Origin of the sequence: Thiomonas arsenitoxydans, assembly GCF_000253115.1 — a bacterium.
GTDB lineage: Bacteria > Pseudomonadota > Gammaproteobacteria > Burkholderiales > Burkholderiaceae_C > Thiomonas > Thiomonas arsenitoxydans.
This window is the reverse complement of the sequence record NC_014145.1, coordinates 695719-713222: the sequence shown is the minus strand read 5'-3', so window position 1 is coordinate 713222 and position 17504 is coordinate 695719. Positions and strand designations below refer to the sequence as shown.

14 protein-coding genes and 1 pseudogene are annotated in these 17504 nt (G+C 65.2%); 11 read left to right on the top strand and 4 right to left on the bottom strand.

Going from position 1 to position 17504, the window contains the following annotated elements; genetic code table 11:
- Positions 1-32: 32 nt before the first annotated feature.
- Complete coding sequence (glmS, locus tag THI_RS03280; protein WP_013104800.1) at positions 33-1868, top strand: glutamine--fructose-6-phosphate transaminase (isomerizing); 1836 nt, start codon at positions 33-35, stop codon at positions 1866-1868.
- Positions 1869-2435: 567 nt separating this feature from the next.
- On the opposite strand, the pseudogene THI_RS03275 reads toward glmS, so the two are convergent.
- From THI_RS03275 to THI_RS03265, 3 genes and pseudogenes are all read right to left on the bottom strand, one after another.
- A pseudogene (locus tag THI_RS03275) lies at positions 2436-3996 on the bottom strand (IS66-like element ISThsp3 family transposase).
- Positions 3997-4065: 69 nt separating this feature from the next.
- Complete coding sequence (gene tnpB, locus THI_RS03270) at positions 4066-4407, bottom strand: IS66 family insertion sequence element accessory protein TnpB (RefSeq protein WP_013104727.1); 342 nt, start codon at positions 4405-4407, stop codon at positions 4066-4068.
- Positions 4408-4410: 3 nt separating this feature from the next.
- Positions 4411-4779 carry a hypothetical protein gene (locus THI_RS03265; RefSeq protein ID WP_013104728.1) on the bottom strand — a complete coding sequence of 123 codons (369 nt, stop codon included), beginning with the start codon at positions 4777-4779 and terminating at the stop codon, positions 4411-4413.
- A 97-nt stretch (positions 4780-4876) separates the two neighbouring features.
- Here THI_RS03265 and THI_RS18345 point away from each other — a divergent pair, with 97 nt between their 5' ends.
- From THI_RS18345 to mdoH, 6 genes are all read left to right on the top strand, one after another.
- A complete protein-coding gene (locus tag THI_RS18345; RefSeq protein ID WP_013104799.1) occupies positions 4877-5461 on the top strand; it encodes a methyltransferase in 585 nt (194 codons plus the stop codon).
- Between the two features lie 350 nt (positions 5462-5811).
- Positions 5812-6813: a YncE family protein gene (locus tag THI_RS03255; RefSeq protein WP_013104798.1), complete on the top strand. Its 1002-nt coding sequence runs from the start codon at positions 5812-5814 to the stop codon at positions 6811-6813.
- Between the two features lie 416 nt (positions 6814-7229).
- Complete coding sequence (locus tag THI_RS03245) at positions 7230-8258, top strand: TolC family protein (RefSeq protein ID WP_231836348.1); 1029 nt, start codon at positions 7230-7232, stop codon at positions 8256-8258.
- A complete protein-coding gene (locus tag THI_RS03240; RefSeq protein ID WP_013104795.1) occupies positions 8251-9486 on the top strand; it encodes an efflux RND transporter periplasmic adaptor subunit in 1236 nt (411 codons plus the stop codon). Before THI_RS03245 ends, THI_RS03240 begins: the two co-directional genes overlap by 8 nt.
- Complete coding sequence (locus THI_RS03235) at positions 9483-11012, top strand: glucan biosynthesis protein D (protein WP_013104794.1); 1530 nt, start codon at positions 9483-9485, stop codon at positions 11010-11012. The genes THI_RS03240 and THI_RS03235 overlap by 4 nt, the downstream gene beginning before the upstream one ends.
- A 21-nt stretch (positions 11013-11033) precedes the next feature.
- On the top strand, positions 11034-12830 hold the full coding sequence (mdoH, locus tag THI_RS03230; RefSeq protein WP_013104793.1) for a glucans biosynthesis glucosyltransferase MdoH: 1797 nt from the start codon (positions 11034-11036) through the stop codon (positions 12828-12830).
- Positions 12831-12877: 47 nt separating this feature from the next.
- On the opposite strand, the gene THI_RS03225 is transcribed toward mdoH, so the two are convergent.
- Positions 12878-14494 carry an OpgD/OpgG family glucan biosynthesis protein gene (locus tag THI_RS03225; RefSeq protein ID WP_013104792.1) on the bottom strand — a complete coding sequence of 539 codons (1617 nt, stop codon included), beginning with the start codon at positions 14492-14494 and terminating at the stop codon, positions 12878-12880.
- A 112-nt stretch (positions 14495-14606) separates the two neighbouring features.
- On the opposite strand from THI_RS03225, the gene THI_RS03220 reads away from it, so the two are divergent.
- The 4 genes from THI_RS03220 to THI_RS03210 all read left to right on the top strand — a co-directional run bounded on the left by THI_RS03220 (position 14607) and on the right by THI_RS03210 (position 17404).
- A complete protein-coding gene (locus tag THI_RS03220; protein WP_041608889.1) occupies positions 14607-14954 on the top strand; it encodes a hypothetical protein in 348 nt (115 codons plus the stop codon).
- A 619-nt stretch (positions 14955-15573) separates the two neighbouring features.
- Positions 15574-16146 (top strand): hypothetical protein, encoded by a 573-nt coding sequence (locus THI_RS18020; RefSeq protein ID WP_013104791.1) that lies wholly within the window; start codon positions 15574-15576, stop codon positions 16144-16146.
- Between the two features lie 12 nt (positions 16147-16158).
- Positions 16159-16332: a phosphatase PAP2 family protein gene (locus tag THI_RS18725; protein WP_013104790.1), complete on the top strand. Its 174-nt coding sequence runs from the start codon at positions 16159-16161 to the stop codon at positions 16330-16332.
- 169 nt (positions 16333-16501) lie between these two features.
- Positions 16502-17404: a COG4705 family protein gene (locus THI_RS03210; RefSeq protein ID WP_064971638.1), complete on the top strand. Its 903-nt coding sequence runs from the start codon at positions 16502-16504 to the stop codon at positions 17402-17404.
- Positions 17405-17504 lie beyond the last annotated feature (100 nt).

Genomic DNA, 17504 nt, shown 5'->3' with positions numbered 1-17504 from the left:
TGGCGCCCAACGCAACCCAAGGGAGTCTGTTCATGTGTGGAATCGTCGGCGCCGTGGCGCAACGCAATATCGTTCCGGTGTTGATCGAGGGCCTGCGCCGCCTGGAATATCGCGGCTATGACTCCTGCGGCGTGGCCGTCTATGCCGACGGCCAGTTGCAGCGCGCCCGTAGCGTGTCGCGCGTGGCCGAACTCGACGCGCAAACGCACGACCTGCAAGCCTTCACCGGCATCGCCCACACCCGCTGGGCCACGCACGGCGCGCCCACCACCCGCAACGCACACCCGCATTTCTCGGCCGGGCCCAACACCTCCAGCCAGTCGGCGCACATCGCCGTGGTGCACAACGGCATCATCGAAAACTACGAGGCGCTGCGCGCCATGCTGCAGTCAGACGGCTACCAGTTCGAGAGCCAGACCGACACCGAAGTCATCGCCCACCTGATCGATCACCTCTACGCCGGCGATCTGTTCGAGGCGGTGCAGGCCGCTACACAGCAACTGCACGGCGCGTATGCAATTGCGGTGTTCAGCCGCGAGGAGCCGCACCGCATCATCGGCGCGCGCGACGGTTCACCGCTGGTCGTCGGCCTTGGGCAGAATGAAAACTTCCTCGCCTCGGACGCACTGGCGCTGGCCGGCACCACCGACCAATTCATCTTCCTCGAAGACGGCGATGTGGCCGACCTGCAACTGGGCAAGGTGTGGATCGTCGACCGCGCCCACAAGCCCGTCGAACGCGAGGTGCGCACCATCACCGCCTACACCGCCGCCGTGGAGCTTGGCCCTTACCGCCACTTCATGCAGAAAGAAATTTTCGAGCAGCCGCGCGCCATCGCCGACACGCTCGACGGCATCCAGGCCATCACCCCCGCACTGTTCGGCGCGCAGGCCGAAAGCGTGTTCCCCAGCATCAGCGGCGTGCGCATTCTGGCCTGCGGCACCAGCTTCTACGCCGGGCTCACAGCCAAGTACTGGATCGAATCCATCGCCCGCGTGCCCGTTGAGGTGGAGGTCGCCAGCGAATACCGCTACCGCGACTCAGTGCCCGACCCGAGCGCGCTGGTCGTCGTCATTTCCCAGTCGGGCGAAACCGCCGACACGCTGGCCGCGCTCAAACACGCCAAGCAACTCGGCCACACCCACACCCTGGCTGTGGTCAACGTCGCCACCAGCGCCATGGCGCGCGAAACCGCCATGCAGTTCTTCACCCGCGCCGGCGCCGAAATCGGCGTGGCCTCGACCAAGGCCTTCACCACCCAACTCGTTGCGCTCTACCTGCTGGCCGGGGCGCTGGCCCGCGCCAAAGGCCGCCTGAGCGACGAGGCTGAAACCACCATGCTCACCTCCCTGCGTCACCTGCCCGCCGCCGTGCAAAGCGTGCTGGCGCTGGAGCCGCAGATCATCGCCTGGGCCGAGCAGTTCGCCCGCCGCGAAAACGCCCTGTTCCTTGGGCGCGGCATGCACTACCCCATCGCCCTCGAAGGCGCCCTCAAGCTCAAGGAAATCACCTACATCCACGCCGAGGCCTACCCCGCGGGCGAACTCAAGCACGGCCCGCTGGCGCTGGTGACCGAAGCCATGCCCGTGGTCGCCGTCGCCCCGCGCGACGCGCTGCTCGACAAACTCAAGAGCAACCTGCAGGAAGTGCGCGCCCGCGGCGGCGAGCTCTACGTCTTCGCCGACGCCGACGGCCAGATCGAAGCCAGCGAAGGCGTGCACCTCATCCGCCTGCCCGAACACTACGGCGCGCTCTCCCCCATCCTCCACGTCGTACCCCTGCAACTGCTGGCCTACCACACCGCCACCGCCCGCGGCACCGATGTGGACAAGCCCCGCAACCTGGCCAAGAGTGTGACGGTGGAGTGAGATGAGAAAGACTTCGATATTCCTGTTCCGTGCAATTAAAGTCGCAAACGGTACATTAAAGTCGCAAACAACGATCAAGGCAGAATGCGGGCTCGCGAGGCATGCACATGAAGTCGCAAACAGCGACCACGCAGCGTCGCGGCCTGAGGGCCGATTTGGCCCCACGCATTGCGCTGCTGGCACGGCACTGGACATCGCGGGCGATACGGGGACTGGATGTCGCGCAGGCTATAACCACGCGTTATCGAGCATGCAATTTTGCTGACCCTTGAGTGACAACCCAAGGATTAGGCCCGACACTCCAGTCGCGAGGAGCTTTCCAGCTCCGAGGGTACTTTTGACCGAAACCGCCAAAGGCCCGGACATCGGCATGAACGGACTCTCGCCAGATTCGGCCTAGAGGCCGGTCACGACCCGTTCCAGTCACAAGGCCTGTCCCGCCCAGTGGCCGCTTTGCAGCGAGAGCGGACTTCCGAAGGCCCAGCCTTAGATACAATTTTGGGAGGCGTAATCGGGACGTTGGGGCGTAAGCGTGCAGGGAACCCCTCTTGACACCCGAAGTGAAGGTCAGGTGCTGAGTGCAGGGGGATTGGTTTTCGCCCAGTTGTGGGGCAGCAATTCGCCCAGACGGCTGTTGGGCCAGGTGGGCAGCTTCGTCAGCACGTCCTTGAGATAGGCCCAGGGGTCGACCTCGCAGAGCTTGGCCGATTCGATCAGCGTCATGAGCACGGCGGCTCGGCGGCCGGCCTGGGGCGAGCCCACGAAGAGCCAGTTTCGGCGCCCGAGTGCGAGAGGCCGAATGGCGTTTTCCACCGCGTTGTTATCGATCGGCACGCGCCCATCGGTGGCAAACACACACAACGCCCGCCAGCGGCCCAGCGCATAGTCGATGGCCCGCGCCGTGGCGTCGGCCTTGGCCAGAAGCGGGCGTTGCTCGATCAGCCAGGCGTGCAAGGCCTCGAGCAGGGGTTGGCTTTGGCGCTGGCGCAGCGCGGTGCGCGCATCGGGCGGATGCTCCCGAAGGGTCTGCTCAATGGCATACAAGGCTTTGATGCGCTCAAGCGCCTCCTGCGCGATGGCGCTGCCCGCCAGCTTGTGCGCCTCGAAGAACTTTCTGCGTACATGCGCCCAGCACCCCGCCTCCACAATGCTCCCCTGGGCATACAGCGCCTTGTAGCCGCTGAAGTCATCGGTGAGCAAGGTGCCTGACCAATCCTGCAGGAAGTCGCGCGCATGCGCACCGGCACGACTGGCGCAATAGTCAAACACCACCGCCGGCGTAGCCGCGCTGCGGTAGACCCAGACATAAGCGCGGTGTGTCTTGCCCGTGCCCGGCGCCAGCTCGGCTACCGGGGGTCTCATCGGCATGCAGCACGGGTTGCTCCAGCAGATGGTCTTTGAGGGCCTGGGCCAGCGGTTCCAGGCGCACCCCGCACAGGCCCACCCACTGCGCCAGGCTCGAGCGCGGGAGGTGCACGCCGCTGCGGCGGTAAATCTCCTCCTGGCGGTACAGCGGCAGGTGATCGTCGTGCTTGGCCAGCACCACCTGCGCCAGCAGGCCGGGGGCGGGAATGCCTTTGTCAATGAGTTGCGCTGGCAGGGGTGCAGCCAACACCGTCTGGCAGCAGGCGCAGGCATACTTGCCGCGGATGTGCCGGTGCACGAAGAAACGCGTGGGCTCGCAGTCGAGTTGCTCGCTGATCTCCTCCCCGATACGGCGCAGGGTGTGGCCCTGCGGGCACAGGCCGGAGTCGATCTCGTAGCGATGCTCGATGCGCGGCAACTGGCTGGGCAGGGGCTGGCGTTTGGGGCGACGTTTGCCTGGGGCGGTGCGCTCCGCATCGGCGGCGCGGTCCTCGGCCTGTTCCTCGGCTTGCAGCAGCGCCTGCGTCTTGGCGTCGAAGAGCTGGCCTTGCGTGTCCAGGCTCTCGCTGGACTGGCCGAAGCGCCATTGCTTGAGGCGCGCCAGCTCGAAGCTCAGGGCCGCAATCTTGGTCGATTGAAATTTGAGCTCGGCACGCTGGTGCGCGATCTGTGCACCGAACTGCGCAATGACCGTGCGCGCGTACTGCGCCGCCGGATCGTCGCCCAGGGACTGGAGTTTGTCGTCGTCGATGGCGCTGACCATGCCGAATTCTCTCGCGCGCACGCGCGCGCGAGAATCGGGAGTTGCCCCGATCGACAAACGTCCGGGGGACTACACCACGGCAATGGCGCTGGCGGTGGCGTGCGCGGTCATGCGCTGCCACGGCAGCCCGGCGGCCAGCCAACTCCATTGCTCGGCACTCAGGTGCAGCGCCTCACGGTCCTCCTGCGGCCAGGCAAACCGGCCTTCTTGCAGTCGGCGCGTGCACAGCCAGATCCCCGAGCCATCAAAGACGAGCACCTTCAGCCGGGTGGCGCGGCGGTTGGCAAACACGTAGGCATGGTGGCGCTGGGCCGAGCCAAACCGGGCCACAACCTGGCCCAGCAGGCTATCCATGCCGCCGCGCAGATCGCTGGCGCCCACGGCCAGCCAGATGGCCTCAATGCGCAGCATGGCTTATCCCAGCCAGGCCTGCAGCCACTGCGCGCACTCGGCTGCGTGGGCCACGGGCCAGTCAATCTGGGCGCGGCGCTGGGCCCCCTCGCAGGTGATGCGGGCGTGTCCGGGATGGGGGCTTCCCTCCGCAGCCGCAGCGGGGGACGGGTTGCAGTGGGCGCGCACGAAGGCGCTGCGCCGAGGCGGCAGGGCCAGACCCGCGCGTTGGGCGCGCCAGCGCGGCGCGCTCGACAGCCAGCCGCGCAGTTGCCCGTAGCCCAGCCCCTTGCTTTGCGCAAACGCTTCGGCCTTCATCCCGCTGGCTTTGAGTTCATCGAGGATCGCCAGAATCTCATCAATCCGCTCTTCACTGAGTTTGTCTGATCGCATGGAGCCCCCGAAAAAACCCAAGCTTCGCTCAGCTCAGACTCATTGAAAAGATGGGTTCGGCAAACGCTTACGTTGGGGCGACCGACGCTCTATAACAATGGCGTTGCGTAAGGCGGGAGAGATGACGGCGTCACCAAGTGGCCTCAGGCAACACCTGACCCGGTCGGGTCAGCACTCCGACCCATGGGGGCGGTACTACACCTCGGATGAAGTCAGCCACTCGCTTATCGAGCGCATCGAAGTAAGCAAGCCAAAAGTGGTGCTGGAGCTGGGTTCAGGCTCCGGAGCACTATGTTCGGCTGCCGCCAGCCGTTGGCACGACGCTCGGCTCGTCACGGTCGATGTTGATCGCCAAGCCCCGAAACGACTGGATGCGGAACACAATGGGCCGAGCTTGAAGCACAGCCACTTTGTGCATGATGCGCTTGATGAAGCGCTCTCGGACAAGATCGGACTTCGCCTGGGCACCGTGGACGTTGCGGTTTGCAATCCGCCCTACATCCGGCCGCGGTGGCGATCCGACTTCGGCAAGATCCTGGAGGACGCAGGCCTCTCCGGTGCTCTCGCCTCACTCCGGGACGCCGGAGCCGACCTGCTTTTCTTAGCGCAGAACCTACGGCTGCTGCGCCGCAATGCAAAGGGATGGCGAGTTGATTGGCCTCGATGCGCTGGGATTCCCTGAGGTGTTCGACGCCACCGCCGAGGCTTTGGCGCGGCTCCACCCGGCTTTCGAGGCAGCGTTCACGCCGGGCGACGCACTGGCTCTGGCAGATATGCTGCTGCGACGGCGCCGTAGCGAGCACTTCCTGAGATTGCCTCATGTAGCGAGGTCACAGATTACGAGGCTAAGGCCGAACTAAGTCGGCGTTGCTATCGTGTTGGCGCATTGCTTCAATACCGCCGTGCCTGCCGAGCCGCTGCACGCTTCCATGTTGAACCCTGATAGGGCCCCGTATGACGCCGCCGGTTTCCCGTCTTCTCTCCTGTCTGGCATTGCTGATTTGCGCGACAGGTTCAGCGCACGCCGAGTCCATGTTCCAACCCCCGCGAACCATCAACATTCCCGGGAACGCCTTGCGCAGTTTCGACATCGGCTATGCCCAGGACGGGGTGTACGCCCTCGCCGATCGCTCCAACCACGGCGTGGATCTGATCGACACCCGAACGCTGCAGTTTCTCGGGCGCATACCCGGGTTCGCCGGGCCGGTCGGCGCAGGCCAGGGCGGGCCGAACGGCGTGGTCATGATCAATGGCACACGGCTCTGGGCGGGTGATGGCGGCAGCTTGGTGCGCGTCGCCGACATGCGCTCGCGGCGCATCGTCGCGACCGTCGCCACTGGCGGAAGCAAACAGGTGGATGAACTCGCCTACGACCCCCGCGACCACCTGGTGATCGCAGCGAACAACGCAGACGACCCGCCCTTTCTCAGTTTCATCTCTTCAAGGGCCCCCTACCGCGTGCGCGCCAGGCTGAGGCTGCCGCAAGCCACAGGCGGGCTGGAGCAGCCCTTGTGGGACCCGCGAACCGGCATGGTGTACGTCGCCGTTCCGGAACTCGACGGCGTCGCGGCGCGAGGAGGCATCGCGGTAATCGACCCGCGCAGCGCCCGGCTGACAGGCGTGCACGACTTGGCGCGCTGCATGCCGGGGGGGCTGGCGCTCGGCCCCGGCGGCAAGCTGCTGGTGGGCTGCAGCGACGACGCGGTCGCCGCCGGCTTCAAGGCAGTTTCATTACTGCTCGATCCCGTTTCGGGCAAGATCCTGCGGACTTTCCATCAGGTCGGCGGCTCCGACGAAGTCTGGTTCGACTCCGCCAGTGGTGACTTTATGCTCGCGGCGGTGGCTAATCCAGGTGGCCCGGTATTGGGCGTGATCGACGCGCGCCGACCACATTGGGTCGAGAACATCCCCAGCGGTCGACACGCCCATTCGGTGGCCGCAGATCCGGGCAATGGCCGTGCTTTCGTACCAGTGGCCGCGGGCGACAAGACGTGTCCCCGCGGCTGTGTTGAAGTCTTCAAACTCAAGAATTGACTTCATGGCCGGACCGACCTCTGGACCCGCGGTTGCCGATGCCGCCCTGATGGCCCTCATAGCTATGAAGGACGACATCGACCTTGCCGACGACGGGGCTGGCGCGGACAGCGCATGGCGTGCGCGCGGGCCCGCTCGAACGATTGAGGTCGACTGGCCGTGGCCCCGGAGCCTGCGGAACTGGTCATGCCGTCCATGGTGCCGGCGCGAAGGCGACCGAGCCAGCCCGATGGCCGACCGCTCCGAGGCGCAATCGCCGGGCGGGTAGGCGGCGGTGGGTAGACTCATGCCGTACCGTGAGCGTGTTCCGGTTGGCACATGAAAGCGTCGGCGGCGCGGGTGCAGACCGCGACACTTCGTACCATTCTCCCATCACGGCATCTATTTTTGCCTCCTGTTTCAGATTCCGACGTCCCTTGTTCAGAACATTCCAAGCCCTTTGGATCGGGTTACTCGTGCTGTGCACGTTGGGCGGTTGCGCCTCGCTGCAAAGCCCCGCCGGTGCACAGATATCCGAAGCCGCAGTGAGCGCCGACTCGGCTCCCAGTGTGCCGTGGTGGACAGAGGTCGACGACCCCTTGCTGGCTCGGCTGATCGACCACGGGCTGGCGGCGAACCCGCTCCTGGTCCGCGAAGCCCGCGCCCTGGGCGACCTGCAGGCGCGCTCGCAGCAGTGGCGCTTCCGCCTCGCCCGCTGGGTCGGCCGCATGCTGCAGCAGATGCCCGATTCCCCCGAAGTGCAGGCCGTGCGGCTGGCCGACGCGCGCCAGCGCAAGGCCGCGCGCATCGCGCGCGCTTACGTCGAGGTGCGCCGCCTGCAATGGAACCTGGCCTTGCGCCAGGCGTTCCAGGATCGGTTCCACGACAATGCCGACTTCGCGCGCTGGCGCTACGAGGCCGGGCTGGTCTCGGGGGTTGACAGCGGACTGGCGGCGTCGCTGATCGGCACCAATGCGAGCGCGCTTGCCGACACGCGCGCTCACCTGGCCGCGGCCGAAGCGACGCTGGCACGGCGTGCGGCGGTCGCGCCATGGCAACTGGGATTGTGGGTCGCCGACGGCGCTCAAGTGCCTTGGCTCGACGTCGACGGCGCGGCTGCGGCGGCATGCGACGACGCGCAAGCGGCTGGCCTGCGCGCCGTGCTGGCCGAGGTGCGGGCGCGCGAGGCCGCACTGCCCGAGCTCGAGCGCGACGCTGAGCGCACCGCGGACGATGCGCGCGCTGCCTACCGCCTGGGGACCGGTGATTTCGCCACTCTGTACGTGGCGCAAACCGCGCAACTGGCGGTGCGCGAGGCGCGCATCGACACCCGGGCGCGGCTGGCGCGCGCGGCGATCGATCTGTGGACCGACGTCGGTCTGCGCAGGAACCAGGCCAGGCTGCGCGAGCCGACGCGCAGCTCGGTCGGAGACATGCCGCTGGCAGCCGGAGACTGCCGTGGCTAAGCCGAACGACGCCTCGCAGGTCGATGCGCTGCTGGACGCACGCCCACGCAGTCGCGCGCGGCGCTGGATCAGCATCACGCTGCTGCTGCTGGCGCTGGGGGTGGCGGGCAGCTTGCTGCTGCGTTTTCTCGAGGGCAACACGACCCCGTACTACATGGCGCCGATTATTCGCGGCGACCTGCGTCCGCAACTGTCCATCAAAGGCCGGGCCTACCTGGTCGGCGAAATCACGGTGCGTGCGCCGCGAGATGCCTTGATCACCGCAGTACCGGTGGCTCCGGGCGACACGGTGGCACCCGGCCAGGCGCTGGCCGTGGTGGATACCAGCGCTTTTGCACAGGCTATCGATGCCGACCGCCTGGCGCTGGCCGCCGCGCGCGACCAACTGGCGCGTGCCTTCGTGGAGTCCAGGCTGGCCGACGCCCGGATCGCGCGGTACGACAAGGTGTGGCGCGAGTCGGCCCACCGCGTGCCCTCGCTGGACGAGATGGACACCGCGCGCGCTGCGGTGCGCAGCGCGGCACTCGCGGTGCGGCGGGATCGTGTGCTGCTCGCTGCGGCCCAGCGCCGCCTCGACGACGACATGGCCAATCTGCAGGCCACGCTGCCGCGCGCTCCCATCGCCGGGGTGGTGGTCCGGCCGCTGGTGGCGCCGGGCAGTCAGGTCCGGGCCGGACAGCCGCTGCTCGAACTGGCGCCGCTGGACGCCCCCGCGCGCGTGATCGTGCCGCTGCCCCCTGGTATCGAGTCGCTGCCCGCGGGGCAGTCGGCACGCGTGGTCATCTCCGGCATCGATGGCGCAGAGCGCGCCGCCACTTTGCTGCGTACCACCACCGACCCGGCGGGTGTGCGCCAGGCCGTGTTCGCGCTGGCAGCCGACCCGCGCATTCCGCCGGCCGCCGCAGCCACGCTCAAAATGACCCTGCCGGTTCGCCACCATGTGCTGCTGGCGCCGAACACGGCGCTGGCCTTCGCCCCCCATTGCTCGGCGCAACCCGAACTCGAACGCAGCAGCCTCTGCCTGCTTGACGTCGACGGCACGGCGCGCAGCGTGTCCATCATCGCCGGTCCCAGCGACGGCAATCGCACGCAGATCCTCGGCGGGCCGGTGCGTCCGGGACAGTTGGCGATCATCGGCTGGCGCGAGGCGCCGGGCGCGTCAGGCCCGAAACCCGGTCTTCCGATCCGTGACCCAGCCATCGCGCCATCGACCCCCACGGCACCATGACCCCCTCCGCTCCCAAGTTCACCCGCCGCCAGGCCAGCGGCGCGCTTGCTTCGCTGGCCGCCGGGCTGCTGCAACCCGGCATGGCCTTCGCCGCAGGCGGCGGCCGCTTGGGCCCGCCGCGGCCGTTTTCCTGGGATCTGCTGGTCGAGCGCGCGCGCCGGCTCGCGGGCCGGTCCTACGTGGCGCCCCGGCCGTCGGCGCACGCGGTATCGGACTCCGACGCCTTCGTGCGCCTGGCCTACGGCGCCGCCGACGCGGTGACGGGTACGGTGCGCCTGTTCCCGCCGCGCCGCGGCGTGGCGCCGCTGGCCGTGTCCATCCATGTCGTCGACCACGGCGTGGCCAGGAGACTGATCGACACGCATGGGCTGTTCGGCGGCGGACAGACCGCCGATCCGGCCGGCTGGCGCGTGCTGGCGCCCGACGCGCGCACCGACTGGATGGCTTTTCTCGGGGCCTCGTACTTTCGCTGCTCGGGGACGTCCAACCGCTACGGCCTTTCGGCACGGGGCATCTCGGTGGACACCGGCTTGCCGGGGCCGGAGGAGTTCCCGGCCTTCACCGACTTCTGGATCGAGCAGCCGTCGGACGACCACGTGATCACCCACGCCCTACTCGACGGCCCTTCGCTGGCCGGCGCCTACGCCATCGACACCTGGCGTCACGAAGGCGTGGACGTGGTGCAGGACGTGCGTTGTGCGCTATTCCTGCGACGCGATGTGCAGCGCCTGGGCATCGCCCCGCAGACCAGCATGTTCCTCTACGACCAGACGCGCGCCGACGGCATGCCGCATGCCCGCCCCATCGGCGACTGGCGTCCGCAGGTGCACGACTCGGGGGGGCTGGCCATCCGCACCGGAGCCGGCGAGCGCATCTGGCGCCCTCTCCACAACCCGGCTCAGGCGCGCATGAGCGCCTTCCGCGCCGATCACCCGAGCGGCTTCGGCCTCATGCAGCGCGATCGCGATTTCACCAACTACGAGGACGACACGTTGTTCTACGAACTGCGGCCTTCGCTGTGGGTGCAGCCCCAGGGCGACTGGGGCACAGGCAGCGTGATGCTCTACGAGATGGCGTCGATCTCGGAGACCGTGGACAACATCGGCGCATTCTGGGTTGCCGACGAACCGGCGCGCGCCGGACAGCGCCGCGACGTGGCGTACCGGTTGACGTGGACATCCGCCGATCCCAGCACCGACGCCAACGCGCACTGCTGCAATCTGTTGATCGGGCCGGCCGGCCAGGCCGACACCCCGCCCGATCCGTCCACGCGCAAGTACGTGTTCGACTTCCGCGGCGATGTGCTGGCCGGGCTGGATGATGCCAGCGGCGTGCAGGCGCTGACCAACCTGCCGGCCTCCGCGGTCATGGGCCTGCGCGCCCATCGCCTGTACGGCCGCAAAAATTCCTGGCGCGTCGTGCTGGACCTGCGCCTGACGGGGCTGGCGCAAAAGGAGTTCCGCTTGTTCCTGCGCCGCGGGACGCAGGCGCTCAGTGAGACCGTCGTGGTCACGCTCGAGGATTGAGTCACCGCGCACGCATACGCCATGTCCGCTAATCACGCGATAAACCCCGCGCCCCCGATGCTGCCTCCCGAGGCCGCGCTCGACATGCCTATCCAGCGACTGGACGGCCCACCTCCGGGGGCGATCGAGGTGAAGACCCAGCCGCACGGCCTGCTGATCAAGCGCCTGCTGCTCATCGCGCTGACGGCCGTGCTCGCGCTGGCGGCGTCCACGCAACTGCGCATGGTGCTCGCGCGCGAACAGGTCAACGCGCTCGACATCGTGCTGCTGGTGATGTTCGTGCCGCTGTTCGGGTGGATCTCCTTCGGCTTCGTGAATTCGGCCATCGGCTTCTACAAGCTGATCAGCGGGGATCATCCGGGCTTCACGCCGGTGCCCAGCCCGGCGCAGCCGCTGCGCCATCGCGTCGCGGTACTGATGCCGGTCTACAACGAGGATGTCGACGCCACCTTCGGCCGCGTGCGCACCATGGCGCGCTCCATCGCTGCGGCAGGGGGAGCCGCCTGGATCGACTTTTTCGTGCTGAGCGACTCGAGCGAGGACAACGGCGGGCGCGAGCAGGCGGCGTGGCTCGCGTTGGCGCGCGAGGCCCCCATCGCGGTGTACTACCGACGGCGCGAGCACAACACCGCACGCAAACCGGGCAACATCGCCGATTGGGTGCGCCGGTTCGGCGCCGCCTACGAGTGCATGCTGGTGCTCGACGCCGACAGCCTGATGAGCGGTGACGCCATCGTGGGCATGGCGTCGATCATGGAGGAACGGCCGTCGATCGGATTGCTGCAGACGGTGCCGATGATCACTAACGCGCACACCCTGTTCCAGCGCTGGATGCAGTTCGCCAGCGAAGCCTACGGCCCCATCGCCACAGCGGGCCTGCTGTGGTGGTCGGGCTCGGAAGCCAATTTCTGGGGCCACAACGCGATTGTGCGCACGCGCGCGTTCGCGCAGAGCTGCGGCCTGCCCGAGTTGCCGGGCAAGCATCCGTTAGGCGGCCATATTCAGAGCCACGACATGTTCGAGTCGGCTCTGCTGCGCCGACGTGGCTGGGCGGTTCACATGGTGATGATCGACGGCAGCTACGAGGAATTCCCGCCGTCGATCATCGACTACGCCAAGCGCGACAGGCGCTGGATGCAGGGTAACCTCCAACACCTGCGGCTGCTCGGCACCTCGGGGCTGCACTGGGCCAGCCGGCTGCACCTGCTGCTCGGCGCCTCGGCCTACCTGACCTCGCCGGGTTGGCTGTTGCTGCTGCTGACCAGCGCCTTGCAGGTGATCTTTTCCCGCGAGGCCACGCTGATGGGGATCTCGACTTCCTGGGTGCTGTGGCTCACGCTGCTGCTGCTGTTCGGCCCCAAGCTGATGGGATTGACCTGGATGCTGTCGTCCGCCGCCCGCAGGCGCAGCTTCGGCGGCGCTGCGCGCATCGTGCGATCCGTGGCGCTCGATATTCCCCTGGCGATGCTGATGGCGCCGGTGATCATGATGACCCAGACCAAGAGCTTGCTGGCAATGGCGCTGGGAATTCCCTCCGGCTGGTCGGCCCAGGTGCGCGAGGCTCGCCGCATCCCGGTGCTGTCGACCCTTGCCGACCTGCGCGAGCACCTCGTGCTCGGTCTGGCCTTCGCCGCGCTGGCCTGGTTCGACCCGGTGGTCGGCCTGTGGTTCTCGCCGATCACGCTCGGGCTGCTGAGTTCGCCCTGGCTGATTAGCTGGACCTCCAGCGAGCGCCTGGGAAGCCTAGCCCATGCCTTGGGCTTTTTCTGGGTGCCAGCTCCGCAACTGGGGGAAGAGACGCCGGAGCCGGATTCCTGAGCGTCCCCAGACCAGCCGCTGCGCGTCAGGCCCCCGCGGCGCCATGGTCAGGTCTGGACGTAACTGCGCTGCACGGCGAGCGGCGGCGGCGTGTATTGGTAGATCCAAGTTTCGGTGAGCGCCTGGCCGTCGAGCTGCAGGAACAGCCTGAGGTTGATCGGCTCTACGGCCTCACCGGGCACCAGGTCGAACATCGCGCGCCAGCCCTTGAGGGGCAGCAACGGGCGGGCCGACACGAGTTGTACCTGGCCCTGCGAGGTGCTGACCACGGCGCGGACTTTGTCGCTGGCGACCAGCATCGGCAGATCACCGCCGACGAAATCGATCACGAAGCGCCAGGAGAACTCACTGCGCTTCTGACCGACGATTCCGCCGATGCCGTCGCGGGTCGCTTGGACGTGTCCGAGTCGGGATGCGAAGGGATTCTCGCGGCACCAGTACAGGCGGTAGCCGTAGCTGTAGTCGCGGCCTGGAACGATTTCCTCGGCCGGATTCCAGAACGCCACGATGTTGTCCATCGTCTCATCGATGGTGGGGATTTCCACCAGCATGACCGCGCCCTTGCCCCAGGCGCCCTTCGGGGCGACCCAGCAACTCGGCCGCCGGTCGTACCAGACCCCGTCGTCCTGGTAGTCGGCGAAGTTATGGTCGCGCTGCATCAGGCCGAAACCGCGCGGATTGTCGTCGAGGTAGGAATTGACCTGAAGATGCGCCGGGTTGGTAAGCGGCCGCCAGATCCACTCTCCGACGCCGGTGTGCATCTGCAGGCCGTCCGAGTCGTGGATCTGCGGGCGCCAGTCGTCGGCCACGCGGTGGTCGTTCTCCCCGACCAGATACATGCTGGTGCCCGGCGCGATGCCCAGCCGCTCGATCCGACGGCGCGGGTAGAGCGTGAAGTCCACGTCCATCACCAGGGTGCTCGCCACATCGATGATGAAACGATAAGCGCCGGTGACGCTCGGGGAGTCGAGCAGGGCATACACGGTGAGCAGCGTCGATTCGGGTGCGGGCTTCTGCAGGTAGAAGGCGACGAAGTCAGGGAATTCCTCCGGCCGGGCCATGCCTGTGTCGATCGCCAGTCCACGCTGTGACATGCCGTACTGGCCACTGGCGTCGACGGCGCGGAAGTAGGAGGCACCCTGGAACACCGCCCGGTCGTCCTCCCAGTTGGTGTGAAACAGCACGTTGAATCCGGAAAAGCCCAATTGCTTAGGAATCTCACCCGGCTTCAGCCCCGAGCGGCTGTAGTCGAACAGTGTCGGATCGAACAGGATCTGGCGCGCGGTATTGCGCTCCACGGCGTACATGCGCACCGAGCGCTTCATGGTGTAGCCGAGGTGATCGAAGCGGATGCGAAAGAAGAGATCGTCCTCACACCACAGCGTACGCTCGGGACGGTAGCTGATCGACTGCCACTGGTCCCAGGAGAGCTTCTGCACCGCAGCCGGCAGCGGCGCGACCGGTTCGCTGTAGGCGGTAAGCGACTTCGCCTGCGCCAGCCCCTTCAGCCAGGCGAAGGAGAACTGCTGCGGCGCCCCTAAGTGCGCGATGCCACGCGTCGGCGCCGGTGGCGGCGGACGCTTTTCTTGCTTGAATTCCATTGGCCATGGCGCCAGCGCGGCGAAATTCGCCGCACTGCCGCGCAGAAAGTCGCGTCGATGCATCAATGTGTCCTCAGTTCTTGCGCCAGGGGATCGGCCAGCGCCATCGGTGCACAGCGATGGCGTCATTCAGGGGCTACGTCTTCATCGCGAGCGGCGCACGAGCCGAAACCCGATGTTCCCGGTCAAGCTGCAGCTCGCGCTCCGCCGTGGTTTCGCCGACCGCAGGCGGCTCCGCAAGCAGAAACAGACGGGTCTGCAGTGCGGCGAGCTTGCTGGCGGATCGGTCTCTTCCGGGGTCAGCAACAACCGAAGCCGCCGCAGCCAGTGCGTCGGGGCAATGCGACTCGCAAACATGGTAATCGGCACCGAGTGCACCATGCCGCGGATCACCGGCAACAGCCAGACGATGTCGTGCGGGGCAAACTCCAGGATCAGCGCCCCCACGTCAGCCGTGTCGGCGAGCGTGCTGACGCACAAAACCGCCGATCACAAGGCCGATGCTGCCCATGATGACCGCTGACTGCAAGATTGCCGCCGCCACCGGGAGGGGAGTTCTGGCTGCTCTGTCCGAGAAGCGTGAATCGACCTTCCGGCATGTCTCGATGTACGTACAGCGAGCCGCGGTGAACAGCCTTGTCGGTGATCAGACCGAAGAATCGCTCGATCAGGTTGAGCGAGGATCTGTAGATCGGGATGAAGTGAACCGCGGGCCTCTCACAGGAATAAAATGGGATGTTCGTCGACGTAGTGCCACCCCATCGATCCAATCTCCTTCTCGGATGAATTGGACTCTAGACCTCCACACTACAAACTTCCGAGGGCAGCGCATGCTTTCCCTGCACACCAGATTTGATGCCGCCTTTAGAGGTGAACACCCCAATGTTTACCGGGTGCAGCCAATCCCAAGGTGCCGAAGGCGGTGACCAGCGACCGCGCGGAGTCACGCAGCGTCGCACCGATTGCGTCGATGGCCGCGCGTGATGACGAAATCGTCATCTGACGTTCATGTCGCCGTGCGAATTCGTCGGCCAAAATAGTCACGCTTGCTGTGGCGCACAAGACTGACATGTCGGCACTTTCGGCCACTCCGACCAGTTGCGCCGATTAGCGGCTTTGTTCAAAGTTCTCAAGGTTTGTCCATGTTGCTGCCCGATGGCTTGAAATGTCTTGTAGGAGGCTTGGCCCTTGGCGTTTGCATCAGCCCAGTTCAAGCCATGGCCTTGAAGTCAAGTCCGTCAGATCTTGCCAATCAGACTCCGAAAATCGCCTTGGCGCCAGCATTCGGTGAAGCCACAACAGCGTCACTTGCGTCGCGCTCAGATTGGAGTCTCTATCCTCTCAGCCATACTTTTGGCGTAGGCATTGCTGACAGCTATCTGATTGGCGCTGCGCTCGGGGTTCTGGACTATGCAGGGCTCTACCATCTGGATCACCCCATTCAGCAAAACACCTCCGACATCTGGTCCATTGCCAAATCGCCGCAGTTTCCCGCCGAACTGATAGGCCTGACCTTGGCTGGCGCAATCTGGGAAGGAGGAAACAACCGTCTGGGCAAAACGCTCTGGCAGAGCGTGGACGCTGCCGCCATGACCGGCATTTCGACACAGGCGCTGAAATGGACTTTTCAGCGCACCCGACCTTCCGCTACGAACAACCCCGATCAATGGTTTCAAGGGATGCATAACCAGAGCTTTCCCAGCGGCGATGTTTAGTCCATCACGGCCTTGGTCACGCCCATCATTTCAGAGTATCTCCAAACCAACCCAGAGGTGGGCGCTCTGGCGGCCATACCGGCGTTCGACATCGCGGCTCGCATCAAGGCGCACGGCCATTGGATGACCGATACCGTGGCCGGCGCCGTTATTGGCGTCGCCAGCGGATATTTTCCCGCCAGTTGAACTCGCCCTTCATACTCTGCTTACTTCCAGGTGGTTTTTACATGGGGTTGCATGAACATTTTAAGTAAACGAAAAATCCCAGGATTTGATTACTGAAAAAATTCCCATGTATTGCACAATGCGGCGCTTCAACAGGGTACCACACGATGCCGAATCAAGAGATTACAAAATGAACAATGCCCATGTCGAAGTAATAAAAAAACTCTCCGCAGCTTTTTCCAAGGTACCAGAAATAACCCTGACGTTTTGGGTCGCAAAATTGCTAACGACGGCAATGGGCGAAGCGACGTCAGATTATCTAGTGACGCATCTCAATCCATACCTGGCGGTCGGCCTAGGCGCCGCTGGATTTTTTGCTGCGCTGTTGCTGCAACTCGCGGTCAAACGTTATATTACCTGGATTTACTGGCTGGTTGTCGTCATGGTCAGCATATTTGGCACTATGGCGGCTGACGTCGTTCATATCGTGCTCGGAATTCCCTATGTGCTGTCCGCTTCATTTTTTGTAGTGGTCTTGGTTCTGACATTCGCAGTCTGGAAATACTCCGAAAAGACCGTTTCGATTCACAGCATCACGACACCGCGACGAGAATTGTTCTATTGGGCGACAGTCATCGCCACATTTGCCCTGGGAACCGCCACAGGAGATATGACGGCAAGTACATTCAACCTAGGGTATTCTGGGGCGGCCTTGTTATTCACCATATTGTTTGCTATTGGCGTGACAGCCTATGTCCGTTTGGGTTGGAATGAAATTTTTACTTTTTGGTTTTCCTATGTCATGACGAGGCCCATGGGCGCTTCATTTGCGGACTGGTTCGATAAGCCATCGAGCATGGGTGGATTCGGTTATGGTGACGGTTTGGTCAGCCTTGTCCTGACGGCGTTGATCGTTGCAGTTGTGGCTTACTTGTCCGGCAACAGTCAAACGATGAAAAATGAATCAATGGCTGGCAACCAGTGTGGAATGACAAGTAAGACCGTTGTCAGCGGCAGACCAGGAGTGGCCAAGAACTGGGGCAAAGTGCCGCGCCCAAGCGCGGTGGCCGAGCCGTCGGACGGAGAATCTTGAACTGCGGATATTGACTCTTACACAACCGACCAATAAGCGTGGAAATTTCCGTGTAACCGTGTTTTTTTGAGATACGGCAACCACTGGGGTCCCTGAGTTC

Bases quoted from the DNA above. Each gene is read 5' to 3' on its own strand.
- glmS (WP_013104800.1), top strand. From the start codon at position 33: ATGTGTGGAATCGTCGGCGCCGTGGCGCAACGCAATATCGTTCCGGTG.
- tnpB (WP_013104727.1), bottom strand. From the start codon at position 4,407: ATGCTGCGCATTGAGGCCATCTGGCTGGCCGTGGGCGCCAGCGATCTG.
- THI_RS03265 (WP_013104728.1), bottom strand. From the start codon at position 4,779: ATGCGATCAGACAAACTCAGTGAAGAGCGGATTGATGAGATTCTGGCG.
- THI_RS18345 (WP_013104799.1), top strand. From the start codon at position 4,877: ATGGCGTTGCGTAAGGCGGGAGAGATGACGGCGTCACCAAGTGGCCTC.
- THI_RS03255 (WP_013104798.1), top strand. From the start codon at position 5,812: ATGTTCCAACCCCCGCGAACCATCAACATTCCCGGGAACGCCTTGCGC.
- THI_RS03235 (WP_013104794.1), top strand. From the start codon at position 9,483: ATGACCCCCTCCGCTCCCAAGTTCACCCGCCGCCAGGCCAGCGGCGCG.
- mdoH (WP_013104793.1), top strand. From the start codon at position 11,034: ATGTCCGCTAATCACGCGATAAACCCCGCGCCCCCGATGCTGCCTCCC.
- THI_RS03225 (WP_013104792.1), bottom strand. From the start codon at position 14,494: ATGCATCGACGCGACTTTCTGCGCGGCAGTGCGGCGAATTTCGCCGCG.
- THI_RS03220 (WP_041608889.1), top strand. From the start codon at position 14,607: ATGTTCCCGGTCAAGCTGCAGCTCGCGCTCCGCCGTGGTTTCGCCGAC.
- THI_RS18020 (WP_013104791.1), top strand. From the start codon at position 15,574: ATGTTGCTGCCCGATGGCTTGAAATGTCTTGTAGGAGGCTTGGCCCTT.
- THI_RS03210 (WP_064971638.1), top strand. From the start codon at position 16,502: ATGAACAATGCCCATGTCGAAGTAATAAAAAAACTCTCCGCAGCTTTT.